Annotated in this window: 11 protein-coding genes and 2 pseudogenes; 4 read left to right on the top strand and 9 right to left on the bottom strand. The window is 61.6% G+C overall.

From position 1 onward, the window contains the following. Window positions 1–78: 78 nt before the first annotated feature. The 6 genes and pseudogenes from BFN10_RS25765 to BFN10_RS25790 form a co-directional block, all read right to left on the bottom strand. Window positions 79–1,680: pseudogene (locus BFN10_RS25765) on the bottom strand (PAS domain-containing hybrid sensor histidine kinase/response regulator); the annotation flags it as partial. Window positions 1,681–1,957: 277 nt separating this feature from the next. Beyond that, window positions 1,958–3,103, bottom strand: coding sequence for a nitric oxide-sensing protein NosP (gene nosP, locus BFN10_RS25770; protein WP_071492083.1), 1,146 nt, complete (start codon window positions 3,101–3,103; stop codon window positions 1,958–1,960). A 299-nt stretch (window positions 3,104–3,402) separates the two neighbouring features. Beyond that, window positions 3,403–3,738: pseudogene (locus BFN10_RS25775) on the bottom strand (porin); the annotation flags it as partial. A 145-nt stretch (window positions 3,739–3,883) separates the two neighbouring features. Next, window positions 3,884–4,696 (bottom strand): sulfite exporter TauE/SafE family protein, encoded by an 813-nt coding sequence (locus BFN10_RS25780; RefSeq protein WP_071492085.1) that lies wholly within the window; start codon window positions 4,694–4,696, stop codon window positions 3,884–3,886. Next, window positions 4,697–5,941 carry an NAD(P)/FAD-dependent oxidoreductase gene (locus BFN10_RS25785; protein WP_071492086.1) on the bottom strand — a complete coding sequence of 415 codons (1,245 nt, stop codon included), beginning with the start codon at window positions 5,939–5,941 and terminating at the stop codon, window positions 4,697–4,699. Window positions 5,942–5,991: 50 nt separating this feature from the next. Continuing rightward, the gene (locus BFN10_RS25790) at window positions 5,992–6,327 is read right to left on the bottom strand and encodes an ArsR/SmtB family transcription factor (RefSeq protein ID WP_005789341.1); all 336 of its coding nucleotides are present in this window, start codon (window positions 6,325–6,327) and stop codon (window positions 5,992–5,994) included. Window positions 6,328–6,421: 94 nt separating this feature from the next. On the opposite strand from BFN10_RS25790, the gene BFN10_RS25795 reads away from it, so the two are divergent. Next, on the top strand, window positions 6,422–7,285 hold the full coding sequence (locus tag BFN10_RS25795; RefSeq protein ID WP_071492087.1) for an MBL fold metallo-hydrolase: 864 nt from the start codon (window positions 6,422–6,424) through the stop codon (window positions 7,283–7,285). Window positions 7,286–7,292: 7 nt separating this feature from the next. Here the strand turns inward: BFN10_RS25795 and BFN10_RS25800 are convergent, their stop codons facing one another. From BFN10_RS25800 to bkdR, 3 genes are all read right to left on the bottom strand, one after another. Then, complete coding sequence (locus BFN10_RS25800) at window positions 7,293–8,510, bottom strand: cyclic di-GMP phosphodiesterase (RefSeq protein ID WP_071492088.1); 1,218 nt, start codon at window positions 8,508–8,510, stop codon at window positions 7,293–7,295. A gap of 35 nt (window positions 8,511–8,545) precedes the next feature. Beyond that, window positions 8,546–10,171, bottom strand: coding sequence for a methyl-accepting chemotaxis protein (locus BFN10_RS25805; protein ID WP_071492089.1), 1,626 nt, complete (start codon window positions 10,169–10,171; stop codon window positions 8,546–8,548). Window positions 10,172–10,352: 181 nt separating this feature from the next. Further along, on the bottom strand, window positions 10,353–10,835 hold the full coding sequence (gene bkdR / locus BFN10_RS25810) for a Bkd operon transcriptional regulator BkdR (protein WP_058426744.1): 483 nt from the start codon (window positions 10,833–10,835) through the stop codon (window positions 10,353–10,355). A 195-nt stretch (window positions 10,836–11,030) separates the two neighbouring features. Between bkdR and BFN10_RS25815 the strand changes: the two genes are divergently transcribed. The 3 genes from BFN10_RS25815 to BFN10_RS25825 are packed head-to-tail and all read left to right on the top strand — an operon-like array spanning window position 11,031 to window position 14,586. Continuing rightward, complete coding sequence (locus BFN10_RS25815) at window positions 11,031–12,266, top strand: 3-methyl-2-oxobutanoate dehydrogenase (2-methylpropanoyl-transferring) subunit alpha (protein ID WP_071492090.1); 1,236 nt, start codon at window positions 11,031–11,033, stop codon at window positions 12,264–12,266. Between the two features lies 1 nt (window position 12,267). After that, complete coding sequence (locus tag BFN10_RS25820) at window positions 12,268–13,326, top strand: alpha-ketoacid dehydrogenase subunit beta (RefSeq protein WP_016978112.1); 1,059 nt, start codon at window positions 12,268–12,270, stop codon at window positions 13,324–13,326. Further along, on the top strand, window positions 13,327–14,586 hold the full coding sequence (locus BFN10_RS25825; protein ID WP_071492091.1) for a dihydrolipoamide acetyltransferase family protein: 1,260 nt from the start codon (window positions 13,327–13,329) through the stop codon (window positions 14,584–14,586). It abuts the gene before it with no gap. Window positions 14,587–14,588 lie beyond the last annotated feature (2 nt).

Here is a 14,588-nt window from a genome sequence, read left to right on the forward strand (position 1 = left end):
GAGTGTCAGTCAGCACATCCATTGATTGACGCACCGCTATCGGGGGCAAGCCCCCTCCCACATTTGATATGCATTTCGTCAGGGCCGGCTGAGCAGGTGGCTCATGGCGGTTTTCAGCTTCATGGGCCTGACGGGCTTGTGCATCAAGGTATGCCCCAACTCACGTATCTGCTGCTTCAATTCATTGCTGTAGTTGGCGGTGATCATCAACGCCGGCACCGCGCTCCCGCGCCGGGCGTTGATGCGGGCCACGGCGTCCACGCCGTTCTGGTCGTCGTCCAGATGGTAATCGGCAATCAACAGGTCCGCCTCGGCATGGTAGTTGTCCACCTGCCGCGCCAGGTCCTGTTCCGACAGCGCCGTGATCACCCGGCAGCCCCAGCCTTCGAGCAAGGTACGCATACCCGCGCAGATCGCCGCGTCGTTATCCAGCACCCGGGCACCTTGCAGGCGCTCGAGCAACGGCTCGCTCATGGAAGGCGCAGGCAGCGACTTGGGGGCCGTGGCGCTCAACGGTACCTCCACCGAGAACATCGAGCCTTTGCCCGGCCAGGATCTGACGCTGATACGATGGCCGAGTATCCCGGCGATCTTTTCCACGATGGCCAGGCCCAGGCCCAGGCCGCGGTCCTGGTCCGGTCGCTGCACGTCGCCGCGTTTGAACTCCTGGAAAATCTCCTCCAAGCGCTCTTGGGCAATCCCCATGCCGCTGTCCCACACCTGGATCAACAGGCGCTGCTGCTGACGCCGGCAACCCAGCACCACCCGCCCCTGGTAGGTGTAGCGAATGGCATTGCTGAGCAGGTTGCGCAGGATCCGCGCCAGCAACTGGATGTCGCTGCGCACCAACGCAGAGCAGCCGACAAAGTGCAGCGCCAGGCCTTCGGCGCGGGCGAGCTGGGTGTACTCGGCGGCGAGGTTGTCGAGCAACTCACTCAAGGCGAACGGCGCGATATCGGCCTTGATCACGCCAGCATCCAGCTTGGAAATATCCACCAGGGTCCCCAGCAGGTTTTCCACGTCTTCCAGGGAGTTGCTCACATTGCGCACCAGGGCTTCGCTGGGACGCTCCAGCAAGGCACTGGTGAACAGCCGCGCCGCATTCAACGGTTGCAACAGGTCATGGCTGACGGCGGCGAGAAACTTGGTTTTAGACAGGTTGGCCTGCTCGGCCTCGAGCTTGGCTTCGCGCAGGCGGGTTTCCATGCGACGGCGCTCGTCAATTTCCTTGAGCAACTGGTCATTGAGCGACGTAAGCTCCGAGGTGCGCTGGGCCACGCGCTGTTCCAGATGCTGGTAGGCCTGGTGCAAGGCTTCGGCCGTGCGGCGGCGTTCGGTGATATCGCGGATCAACACGAAGATCCCCACCACCTCGCCACTGGCCAGCATATTCGGGACATAGGAACGCAGCATGTAGCGTTCCTGGTGGTTGATGTTGGTTTCGGCGAACTCGAAGGTCACGCTCTCCCCCGCCAAGGCACGGGCGACGTAGGCGTCCAGGCGCTGGCAATGCTGCTCGCTGTGCACTTCGCGCAGGCTCTGGCCGAGCATCATGCCGCGCGGCCAGCAGTACCATTCTTCATAAACCTTGTTGGTGAACTCATAAACCAGGTCGGCATTCAGGTAGCCGATCAGCGCCGGCACGTTGTCGGTGATCAGGCGGATCCAGCGCTCGCTCTCCTGGGCTTTCTGCGCCGCCGCCTGTTCGCCACGCAGCGTTTCGGCGCGCAGGCGGGCGTTGATCAGCAGGTGGTTGCTGGCCTTGAGTTCGGCCATCGCCTGGTTCAACGCGTCGGTGCGCTCGCGCACTTGCTCGGCCAGCACCACCGAATGCTGGAAGGTGGTGTAGGGGTTGTTGCCCTGGGGCATGCCGGACTCGATGCGCTCGATCAGCGCCACATTGATCCGCGCCAGCTTGAGGTTGTCCTGTTGCAGCCGGGCCAGTTGAGCGGGCAGATCAGCGCCGGCCTCGGGCAATGGCGACCCCGGTGAAGGTCTGGTTGATGTGCATGCCATTGAACTGTTCTCCGTAGGTGTTGAAACCCATCACCCGCTGGTCCCGCAAGTAACCGCCGAGCTGTTCGAGGGTGCCGTTGTCCTCCAGCTCCAGGCGGCGCAAAAAGCAATCGCAGCCGATGGTCAGCAACATGTCGCCGAGGCGCGCTTGCAGGCCGTCGAACAGAGCCTGCAGGTTCGGCAGCAGCGGGCCGGGCGTCATCACCGTCAGCACGATGCCGTTTTCCACCGCGCAGTAGAAACTCAGGCTGAGGTCTTCATGCACCTGCTGGATAGCGCGCACGTAGTATTGGTCGTGGATACGCACCGCCAACGGGTGGGCGGCGAACGTGCGGTGGTCGAGGTCGGCCACCGCCACGCCGATATGCCGCGCGTACTCTTCGGCGGCGGGCTCGGCGTTGAGCTCGAACACGCGGCGTGACGCGCTGTCGGCGCCGGTCACCACCAGTTTTTCCGTGCGCGGCAGGATATGGTGGGTGGTGAACACCTCGAAATCCAGCCAGGTGTTGACCAGCATCACCACCGCCGCGCCGCTGTGGAACACGCCGTTGAAGTACACGTGGGTGTGGGTGAGGAAGTTGTCGTCACCGGCCGAACCGCCGAAATGCGGGATATCCCCAAGAGCCGCGCTAAGGGCGGCGAGGACCATTTCTTCGCGGCTGGACAGGCCGTCAAGCAGGGTCAGCGCAAACGTGTTGCCCTTGATCGGCGCCAGGGTGTTGCTGCGACAGCCGCCGACCAGACGTTCGACCATGTCCTGGGCACCGATCAGGCTGAAGTGCTCGACCTGATCGATCAGCTCGGTGGCGATGGAAAAGTGCGCGTGGTTAAAGCCCATCGCGGTGATGCAATTACGGCCGTAGCCTTGGGGCGTGATTTCGCCGGCGCTGGTGCAGCCGACCACACGCACCTTGCCGAAGCACTGTTGCAGGGCCTGGCCAAGGGCCTGGAGGTCGTAGGACGCGGAACAGAAAAACAGCACAAAACCCAGGTACGGGTGCAGCAGTTGCTGGGCCAATTCCTCGGCGGCCTGCCCGGCATCGGTGGCCTGGGACATGGCGCTGACTACGCCTTCACTGTTGTGCATCGTTGCCTCCCCCTCTGAAGCATCAGTGTACGAAGGGCCTGGGCATGGGCCTATGCTACTTGGGTACTGGGTGGGGGATGCGATGGGATGAGGCTTTCAAGACCACTCTCTCAAAAGCCAATGGAGATCCAATGTGGGAGGGGGCTTGCCCCCGATTGCAGTGTATCAGTCGATGCATGAGTGATTGATCCACCGCTATCGGGGGCAAGCCCCCTCCCACATTTTGATTGCATTTCAGATGACTACCACGTGAGGACAGCACCTACGGCAAAGGTATCGGTGTCTTCATTTTGGGCATGGGTGTCATGCGCCTCGATCTGGAACTGGTTGTACTCCGCCACCAGCTTCAGGTTGTCGCCGAGCTTGAGGTCGTCCACCTGCTTGGTCATGTTGAAGCCCAGGTAGTTGGGCAAGAAGCCCATCTTCACACGCGACTGGCGGCGGTCGTATTGGTCACCGGCACGGTCGACGTCACTATTGACGTAGAAGGCGTTGATGTAGCCATCGGTGGAGAAGGTGGTTTCGTCCTTGTCGTACAGCATGATTTCGGCGTCGGCGAATGGGCTGAGGCCCAGGCCCAGGCCGAGGATAAAGGCAGGTAACAGACGCAGGGGGACGTTCTTATTATTATGCATGGTGCGCTCCGCAACGGGGACTTGATGTCGGAGGCGATTATCAAAAGGAGGTGGGCCATGGCATACGCTGCCTTGGCCCTGATTTGCGGATGCTTTGGAAAGGCAGCGGGTGCCCGGCAAGTTCGGTTTAGTCCAGGCCCGGCACTTAGGATGTAAGACCGGCCTTGACCAACATGCCCACGGCCACCACGACACACAGGCTGGCAAACCCCACTTGCAAGGTACGCGCAGGAATCACCGAACACAGGCGCCGACCGGCGAGCATGCCGCCGATACTCGCGGCGATAAACACCCAACCCACCGGCTCGATGCGCACACCGGCATGCAACGCGCCGGCCACGCCGATCAACGACAGCAGGCTGATCACCATCAGGGAGGTGGCGACGATGCCGCGCATCTGCACGTCGGTGAGTTGCTTGAATGCCGGCACGATCAGGAAGCCACCGCCGACACCAAGCAGGCCGGACACCGCACCGGTCACTGCGCCGAGAGCGGCCAGGGTCGCGCTGCATTTGGCAGTCCAGGCCAGGCGCCCGGTGTGCTGGTCGAGCATGCAGTTCTTCTGGCCCCAGGAGGCGGTGCCGTGGTCACTCGGCCCTGCCTCGGGTTTTTCCCGCTGCAACATGCGCCAGGCCACCAGCACCATCAATGCGCTGAACAGCCCCATCAACAGGGCTTCCGGCAATTGGTGGGCGAGATACACCCCCACCGGCGAAAACAGCGCGCCAAGCAAGGCGATCAGCAACGCCGCGCGGTAGCGCACCAGGCCATGGCGCAAACCATCGACCGCCCCCACCGCAGCCGCCGCGCCCACGGCGAGCAGTGACACCGGCGCCGCCTGGGTCATGCTCAAACCCAGGCCCAGCACCAGCGCCGGCACCCCGAGGATGCCGCCACCGGCGCCGGTCAGGCCCATGACCAGGCCCATCAACAATCCCAACACACTGGCGAGCAGCATTCAGTCCACCTTGCTCAGGCGGGTCAGCCATTCGCGGCCCTTGAGCATGCCGTTCCAGTAGAACCACGGCAGCAAGGTCGCCTTGAGGAACCACATCGAACGACGCGCCCGGGTCGGGTCCAGGGGAAAGGTCGGCAGCAGCTTGCCGCCATAGCCAAACTCGGCGAGCACCACCTTGCCCTTCTCCACCGTCAAGGGGCAGGAACCGTAGCCGTCATATTTGAGCGGCAACGGCGCCTGTTTGCGCAGGGCCAGCAGGTTTTCGGCAACCACCACGATTTGCTTGCGCACCGCTGCGGCGGTCTTGGCGTTGGTGGTGCCGCACACGTCGCCCAGGCCGAAGATATGCGGATACCGCAGGTGCTGCAGGCTATGGGGGTTCACCTCACACCAACCGGCGGCGTCGGCGAGTGGGCTTTGGCGGATAAAATCCGGGGACACTTGCGGTGGCACCACGTGCAGCAGGTCGAAGGTTTTCTCCTCGACGCGGACGTTACCCTCGGGGTCCTTCACCTCGAACCAGGCCTTGCGCGCAGGGCCATCGACTTTCACCAGGTTGGCATTGAACGCCAGGCGGGCGTTGTATTTTTCCACGTATTTCATCAGCGGCGGCACAAAGGTCGCCACCCCGAACAGTGCGGCGCCGGCCAGGTTGAATTCGACGTCGATATTGTTCAGCGTGCCCTGTTTGAGCCAGTGATCGCAGGACAGGTACATGGCTTTCTGCGGCGCACCCGCGCATTTGATCGGCATGGCCGGCTGGGTGAAGATCGCCTTGCCGCCCTTGAGTTGCTGCACCAACTGCCAGGTGTAAGCAGCGTGCTGGTAACTGTAGTTGGATGTGACGCCATGTTTGCCCAGGGAGTCTTGCAGCCCCTCGACCTTTTCCCAGGCCAGGCGCAGGCCGGGGCAGACGATCAGGTTGTTCCAGGTGACGCGCTGACCGCTGTCGAGCACCAGGGTCTGCGCATCGGGCAGCAGTTCGGTGACGGCGGCCTGTACCCAGGTGACGCCATTGGGCAGGACGTCGGCCAGTGGGCGGCGGGTTTTCTTCACGTCGTAGGCACCGCCGCCGACCAGGGTCCAGGCGGGCTGGTAGCAGTGGTGGTCGCTCGGTTCGATCAGGGTGATATGCAGGTGGGGATCGCGCTTGAGCAGGCTGGCCAGCAGGCCGATGCCCGCCGAGCCGCCGCCGATGACTACGATATCGCCACTGATGGTAGGGCCCCAGTGTTGGTCGGTCATGGTCTATCGCCTTTGTAATACATGCACACAAGGGTCGCTGCCGGATGGCGTCACGCCCAGCTTTTTATGACCGCGCCGCAGTACAGCCCGGACAGGGTTTTCATCACTTGAATCACTTCATGGCTGGCCAGCCCGTAGAAAATGTATTTGCCTTCCCGACGGGTGGCCACCAACCCTTCGTCACGCAGGATGCCCAACTGTTGTGACAGCGTGGGCTGGCGCACGCCGGTCAGGGCTTCCAGCTCGCCGACATTGCGCTCGCCCTGGGTCAGCTGGCACAGGATGAGCAAGCGATCCTCATTGGCCAGGGCCTTGAGCAAGGAGCAGGCCTTGGACGCCGATGCGCGCAACTGGGCAACTTCGCCTTCACTCAGAGTAGATTCCATTTGCCTCGGGTCCTTTGTGTCACTTAAGCTCGAAACATTATGTGAAAACGTAAACTGATTGTAACTACTTTTTTCTCCATCGGGGACGTTCGCCATGCCAGCGTTGATTCAAGCCTTTCTGGACGAGGCATCGTCGACCTACACCTACGTCGTCTATGAAACCGACGGCGGCCCGTGCGCCATTGTCGACTCAGTGCTCAACTACGATCCGGCCTCGGGGCGCACCGACACCGCCCAGGCCGATAACGTCATCGCGTTCGTGCGCGAGCACGGCTTGCAGGTGCAGTGGCTGCTGGAAACCCACGCCCACGCCGACCACCTGTCGGCGGCGCCCTACCTGCGCCGCACCTTGGGCGGCAAGATCGCGATTGGCCAGGCCATCAGCAAAGTCCAGGGTGTGTTCAAGCACCTGTTCAACCTGGAGCCGGAATTCCGTGTGGATGGCTCGCAGTTCGATCATCTGTTTGCGCCGGATGAGGTGTTTCATATCGGCAATATCAAGGCCCAGGCGCTGCATGTGCCAGGGCATACACCGGCGGACATGGCCTACCTGATCGACGGCCGATTGATCCTGGTGGGTGACACGCTGTTCATGCCGGATGTCGGTACCGCCCGCTGTGATTTCCCCGGCGGGGATGCGCGGCAGTTGTATGCATCGATGCGCAAGTTGCTGGCCTTTCCGTTGGAAACCGAACTGTACGTGTGCCATGACTACCCGCCCGAAAGCCGCGAGGCGAAGTGCCGGACCACAGTGGCCGAGCAACGCGCAGGGAATATCCATGTGCATGACGGCGTGGATGAAGCGGCGTTTGTAGAAATGCGCACCCGACGCGACGCCGGGCTGGGGATGCCGACGCTGCTGCTGCCGGCGATCCAGGTGAATGTGCGGGCGGGGAATATGCCGCCGGCGGAAGATAACGGGGTGGTGTACCTGAAGATTCCGCTCAACCAGCTCTGAATCGCGCTTACTCAAAGTACGACGACTTGGAGGGCGCAAGCCCCGACCACAATTCGTCGACATGCTTGAAGCCCCACTCCTCGGCGCTTTCACGGCCGATGATCTTGTCCGGTTGCTCAGCCAGGTTCAGCACCGACTGGGGAATCGGTATGCCTGAATGCGCCGAAAAGAACACCTTGACCTTGGGGGTCAGCAGCGACGCGGGGCTTTGTTCGACGACCACGCCAATGCGCCCGCTTTCCAGGCGCACCAAGGCGCCGATGGGGTAAATACCTACGCAACGGACAAACGCCTGGAACACCCGGGCATCGAAGTGTCCCTTCCATTCGGCCATTTTCTGGATCGCCTCCGCGGGCCCCCACCCTTGTTTGTAGGGGCGCTCCGAGGTGATCGCATCATAGACATCGCACACCGCGCCCATTTGCGCGAACAGGCTGATCTGGTCCTGCGCCAGGCCAAGGGGATAGCCGCTGCCGTCGGATTTCTCGTGGTGATGCAAGCATACATCCAGCACCAGGGCGCTGATCTGCGGGCATAGCCGCAACATCTGCGCGCCTTCCACCGGGTGCTGGCGTACGGTACAGAACTCCGCCTCGGTCAGCCCGGCCGGCTTGCTCAAGATCTGCTCGGGAATGGCCATTTTCCCAACATCATGAAACAGCCCCGCCAACCCGGCTTCCTGGACCAGTTCCGGCGACAGGTTCAATTGCCGCGCCAGCGCGATCATCAAGCCACTGACCGCGACGGAATGCATATAGGTGTATTCATTGGCCTTTTTCAGGCGCACCAGGCTAAGCAAGGCATGGGGATGACGCAGCATGGAGCGGGAGATGTCCTCCACCAGGCTGGCCACTTGACGAACCTCCACCGCCCGCCCCATGCGCAGGTCACTGAACATACTGACCACGGCACGCTTGGCGACCGCGCACACCTTCACTGCGCGCGCCACCTCCGCTTTCATCTCCACCGGGGCAGGCACCCGAGCGCGGGGTGTGGCAGGTTGTTTGACCGTGACCGGCGCCGGTGGGGCCGGTTGGGGTTCGTCGCAGCCTTTTGCGGTATCGATCCAGACCCGCTGGACCTGCGACGTCAGCAAACGCTGCCGGTCCTCTTCACGGTCCAGTAAAAAGCTGCTCTTCCAGAACCCATGGCCGATCCACGGGCCGTCCAGTTTGTGTAGATACATTCCCAGCATCACTTGGGAACACGCAATACACTTGAGCATTTATCATCCCCCCAAAGGCATGACCTGCCTGGCGATCAACTCACCGCAAACTTCGCCACGATCTGCTTCAAGTCAACGGCGAGCCTGGACAGTTCCTGGCTGGCCACCGACGTCTGACCGGCGGCCGAGGAGCTCTGGATGGACAGATCGCGGATGCTGATCAGGTTCTGGTCAACGGAACGCGCCACTTGCGCCTGCTCTTCCGACGCGGTTGCAATCATCAGGTTACGCTCATTGATGTCGGTAATGGCTTGGGTGATCTGGGTGATTGCCACGCCGGCTTCGTGGGCAACTTTCAGCGAGTCTACCGCTTCATTGCGATTGAGGGCCATGGAAGCCACTGCTTCGCTCGAACAGCTCTGGATTTTCGCAATCATCTGTTCGATTTCCTGGGTCGATGTTTGCGTTCTATGGGCCAGCGCCCGCACTTCATCGGCCACCACCGCAAAGCCCCGGCCTTGCTCTCCCGCCCTCGCTGCTTCAATCGCTGCGTTCAAGGCAAGCAGGTTGGTCTGCTCGGCGATGGAACGGATCACCTCGACGACCCGGGCGATGTCCTGGGCCTGTTTAGCCAGCCCTTCAACTTCCACCCCGGTCTGCTGCACCGTAGTGCTCAACTTTTCGATCGAAGCAATGGTTTGCGTCACACGCTCCATCCCCACGTTTGCCGAACGCTGCGAGTCCTGCGTCGATTGGGAAGCAGACACTGCATTCCTGGCCACTTCCTCGACCGCCGCCGTCATTTGGTTGACCGCCGTGGCAGCCTGATCCGTTTCCTGGCTTTGGCGTTCAATACCGGCAGTGGATTCACGGGTAATCGCACTCATCTCCTCGGCTGCCGATGCCAACTGCCCGGACGCCTCCGAGATGTGCTGCAACGTGCTTTTCAGGTTCATTTGCATGGTGGCGGTCGACCGTTGCAGCTCAGTCAGTTCGTCATTGCCGCTGATGGCAATTGCCACACGCAAATCGCCGTCGGCGATCTTGCCGGTCGACACCAGCAACTCCCGCACCGGATTGATAATGCTGCGGGTCAGCAAGCGAGCCACCACCACGGCGATCAGCACCGAACTGACCATCAACACCCACGTGAACAAACGTGCCGCATCATGCTCACTGGCGGCGGCTTGCACCGCGGTCTTCGAGCCCTGTTCATTGATCGCAATCAAATCGCTGATGGAGGCCTGCACTTGGCGTGCAATGGGGCCGTTGACGTCGCGCAAATACACCGCCATTTGTTCCTCGGAAAAGCTGGAGGCTTGCGCGAGGAATTCATCCATCTTCTGGCTGTAGTTTTTTATCTCGCTCAGTGCCTGGTCGTACTTGGTACGCTCCTCGGGGCTCGATACCAGCGTTCCATAATGCTCGGCAACTTGCAGCACTTCGGCGCGAACCGCCTTGAGTTTTTCCAGGGAGGCGGGGTCCTTGTCCGCGTATTCCATGGCGTAACGCCGCAGGTCCAGACGAAGTTTGTAAAACGTGGAATCGATCTGGCCCGCCAGGCGAATACTGGGCAGCCAGTTGTTTTGTATTTCGACCGTCGATGAATACACCTTATCGACTTTTATCAGCGTCATTGCGCCTTGTATTAACAGCAGGAAACACACCACACCGAAGCACAATGTGGTACGAAAGTTCAACTTCAAGGCTCTCATGGACATCTCGGCTCACCCTTCCCCTTGGCCGTGCTGTACACGGCCTTACGGGTACAACTTTGTTTAACCGAGTGTGAAAAAAACGTGACTACTTACGTATTTTTTTATGAATAGTGGCAAATAAACATGACGCAGATCATTGCTTAGCTAACCATTATAATTAACGGCTGTTGCGACTCTCCGATCTTCATACCATTAGTCCATCCCGTGGCAACGGCAGCGCTGTTTTATATCGCACTTGTTTAAGTGCAAAACTGGACCGGATGTTGGCGACGCCTGGCACCTTGGTCAAAAAATCCATCATGAAACGCTCCAGCGACTGGATCGTCGGTACCAGCACGCGGATGAGGTAGTCCGGGTCGCCGGCCATCAGGTAGCACTCCATCACTTCCGGACGGTCCGCAATCGCCCCTTCGAACTGCTGCAACGCCAACTCATTCTGCTTTTCCAGGCTCACGTGAATGAACACATTGACGTGCAGCCCCAGCAGGTCGGCGTCCAGCAGCGTGACCTGGTCGCGAATCAGGCCCAGTTCTTCCATCGCCTTCACCCGGTTGAAACACGGCGTGGGCGACAGGTTGACCGAGCGGGCCAGGTCGGCGTTGGTGATCCGTGCATTCTCCTGCAGAGCGTTGAGAATGCCGATATCGGTACGGTCCAGTTTGCGCATGAGACAAATTCACCTGTTTATTATGTTTATGCAGGTTTTTTATCCGCAAATGACCGCGGGCGCAACGAAACAGAGATAAATATTCTTCTACGCCACGCCTATGATTGTTGTAGGACAAGATTTCCCCTACCCGGGGACTGACTGTCAGCTAGCGCGCCCACTACAAGAAATTCACAAGATAGAGCGTAGAAAGCCATGACCCAGCAGTATGAACCACTGCGTCTGCACGTCCCTGAACCCTCGGGCCGTCCAGGCTGCAAGACCGACTTCACGTACCTGCGCCTGACCGACGCAGGCACCGTGCGCAAACCCGCCATCGACGTAGAACCCGCCGACACCGCCGACCTGGCCAAGGGCCTGATCCGCGTGCTCGACGACCAGGGCCAGGCCCTCGGTCCGTGGGCCGACGGCGTCCCGGTGCAGATCCTGCGCAAAGGCATGCGCGCCATGCTCAAGACGCGGATCTTCGACAACCGCATGGTGGTCGCCCAGCGTCAGAAAAAAATGTCGTTCTACATGCAGAGCCTTGGCGAAGAAGCCATCGGCAGCGCCCAGGCCCTGGCCTTGAACATCGACGACATGTGCTTCCCCACCTACCGCCAGCAAAGCATCCTGATGGCCCGTGAAGTGCCACTGGTGGACCTGATCTGCCAGTTGCTGTCCAACGAACGCGACCCGCTCAAGGGCCGCCAGTTGCCGATCATGTACTCGGTGAAAGACGCCGGCTTCTTCACCATTTCCGGCAACCTCGCCACCCAATTCGTCCAGGGCGTGGGCTGGGGCATGGCCTCGGCGATCAAGGGCGATACCAAGATCGCCTCCGCCTGGATCGGCGACGGCGCCACCGCCGAATCCGACTTCCACACCGCCCTCACCTTCGCCCACGTGTACCGTGCGCCGGTGATCCTCAATGTAGTCAACAACCAGTGGGCCATCTCCACCTTCCAGGCGATTGCCGGTGGTGAAGCAACGACCTTCGCCGGACGCGGCGTCGGTTGCGGCATCGCCTCCCTGCGGGTGGACGGCAACGACTTCATCGCGGTGTACGCCGCTTCGGCCTGGGCTGCCGAGCGCGCGCGCCGCAACCTGGGGCCCACGCTGATCGAGTGGGTGACCTACCGCGCCGGTCCGCACTCCACCTCGGATGATCCTTCCAAATACCGCCCCGCCGACGACTGGAGCCACTTCCCCCTGGGCGACCCGATTGCCCGCCTCAAGCAGCACCTGATCAGGATTGGCCAGTGGTCCGAAGAGGAACACGCGGCGGTCAGTGCCGAACTTGAAGCCGAAGTGATTGCCGCGCAAAAGCAGGCCGAACAGTACGGCACCCTGGCCGGTGGCCAGATTCCAAGCGCCGCGACCATGTTCGAAGACGTCTATAAAGAGATGCCGGAGCACTTGAAGCGCCAGCGTCAAGAGTTGGGGGTCTGACATGAACGATCACAACAACAGCATTGAAGTGGAAACCGCCATGACCACCACCACCATGACCATGATCCAGGCCTTGCGCTCGGCCATGGATGTGATGCTCGAACGAGACGATAACGTGGTGGTGTTTGGCCAGGACGTGGGCTATTTCGGCGGCGTGTTCCGTTGCACCGAAGGCTTGCAGACCAAGTACGGCAGCTCGCGGGTGTTTGACGCGCCGATCTCGGAAAGCGGCATTATCGGCGTGGCCGTAGGCATGGGCGCCTATGGCCTGCGCCCGGTTGCCGAAATCCAGTTCGCCGACTACGTCTACCCCGCCACCGACCAGATCATCTCGGAAGCGGCGCGCCTGCGTTATCGCTCGGCCGGCCAGTTCACCGCGCCGCTGACCATGCGCATGCCCTGCGGCGGCGGTATCTACGGCGGCCAGACCCACAGCCAGAGTATCGAAGCGGTGTTCACCCAGGTCTGCGGCCTGCGCACGGTGATGCCGTCCAACCCCTATGACGCCAAGGGCCTGCTGATCGCCTCCATCGAAAACGATGACCCGGTGATCTTCCTCGAGCCCAAGCGCCTGTACAACGGCCCGTTCGACGGCCACCACGACCGCCCGGTAACGCCGTGGTCGAAACACCCGCAAGCCCAGGTGCCGGACGGTTACTACACCGTGCCGCTGGACGTGGCCGCCATCGTGCGTCCGGGTTCGGCCGTCACCGTGCTGACCTACGGCACCACGGTGTATGTGTCGCAAGTCGCCGCCGAAGAAACCGGCATCGACGCCGAAGTCATCGACCTGCGCAGCCTGTGGCCGCTGGACCTGGAAACCATCGTCAAATCGGTGAAGAAGACCGGCCGTTGCGTGGTGGTACACGAAGCCACCCGCACCTGCGGCTTTGGTGCCGAGCTGGTGTCTCTGGTGCAAGAGCATTGCTTCCACCACCTGGAAGCGCCGATCGAACGCGTTACCGGTTGGGACACCCCCTACCCGCACGCGCAGGAGTGGGCGTATTTCCCAGGGCCGTCCCGCGTGGGTGCGGCGTTGAAACGGGTCATGGAGGTCTGAATGGGCACGCACGTTATCAAGATGCCGGACATTGGCGAAGGCATCGCAGAAGTTGAACTGTCGGTGTGGCATGTGAAGGTCGGCGACATGGTGGTCGAAGACCAGGTGCTGGCGGACGTAATGACCGACAAGGCGATGGTGGACATTCCCTCGCCGGTGCACGGCAAGGTGATCTCCCTCGGCGGCGAGCCGGGTGAGGTCATGGCGGTGGGCAGTATTCTGATCAGCATTGAAGTGGAAGGCGCGGGCAACGCCAAGGATGCGCCGGTCGTCAAAGAGGCGCCGAAGGCCGTACCGGTGATGGAAGCCAAGCCTGCACCGGTCGTGGTTGAAAGCAAGCCAGCACCGGTTGTCGCGGCCCAGGCCCCCGTGGCACGTGCCGCCGACGAGCGCCCATTGGCCTCCCCCGCCGTGCGCAAACACGCCCTGGACGCCGGGATTCAACTGCGCCTGGTGCAGGGCACGGGCCCCGCCGGGCGGATTCTGCACGAAGATCTCGACGCCTACCTGCAACAAGGCGCGGCAAAGTCTTCGGCAACGGCCAACCCTTATGCCGAACGCAACACCGAGGAACAGATCCCAGTGATCGGCATGCGCCGCAAGATCGCCCAGCGCATGCAGGACGCCACCCGGCGCGCCGCGCATTTCAGCTATGTTGAAGAAATCGATGTTACCGCCCTCGACGAGTTGCGCGTGCACCTCAATGAGAAACACGGCGCCACACGCGGCAAGCTCACCCTGCTGCCGTTCATCGTGCGCGCCATGGTCGTGGCGTTGCGCGACTTCCCGCAGATCAATGCGCGTTACGACGACGAAGCCCAGGTCATCACCCGCCTCGGCGCGGTGCATGTGGGCGTCGCCACCCAGAGCGATGTCGGCCTGATGGTGCCGGTGGTGCGCCACGCAGAAGCCCGCAGCCTGTGGGGCAATGCCGAGGAAATCGCACGCTTGGCCACGGCGGCGCGCAACGGCAAGGCCAGCCGCGATGAGCTATCGGGTTCGACGATTACCCTGACCAGCCTGGGCGCGCTGGGCGGCATTGTCAGCACGCCGGTGCTGAACCTGCCGGAAGTGGCCATCGTCGGCGTCAATCGCATTGTCGAGCGGCCGATGGTGATCAAGGGCCAGATCGTGGTGCGCAAGATGATGAACCTCTCCAGCTCCTTCGATCACCGCGTGGTCGATGGCATGGACGCGGCGCAATTCATCCAGGCCATTCGCGGCCTGCTCGAACAACCCGCCAGCCTGTTCCTGGAGTAAGG

This window comes from Pseudomonas extremorientalis, assembly GCF_001870465.1.
Classification (GTDB): domain Bacteria; phylum Pseudomonadota; class Gammaproteobacteria; order Pseudomonadales; family Pseudomonadaceae; genus Aquipseudomonas; species Aquipseudomonas extremorientalis.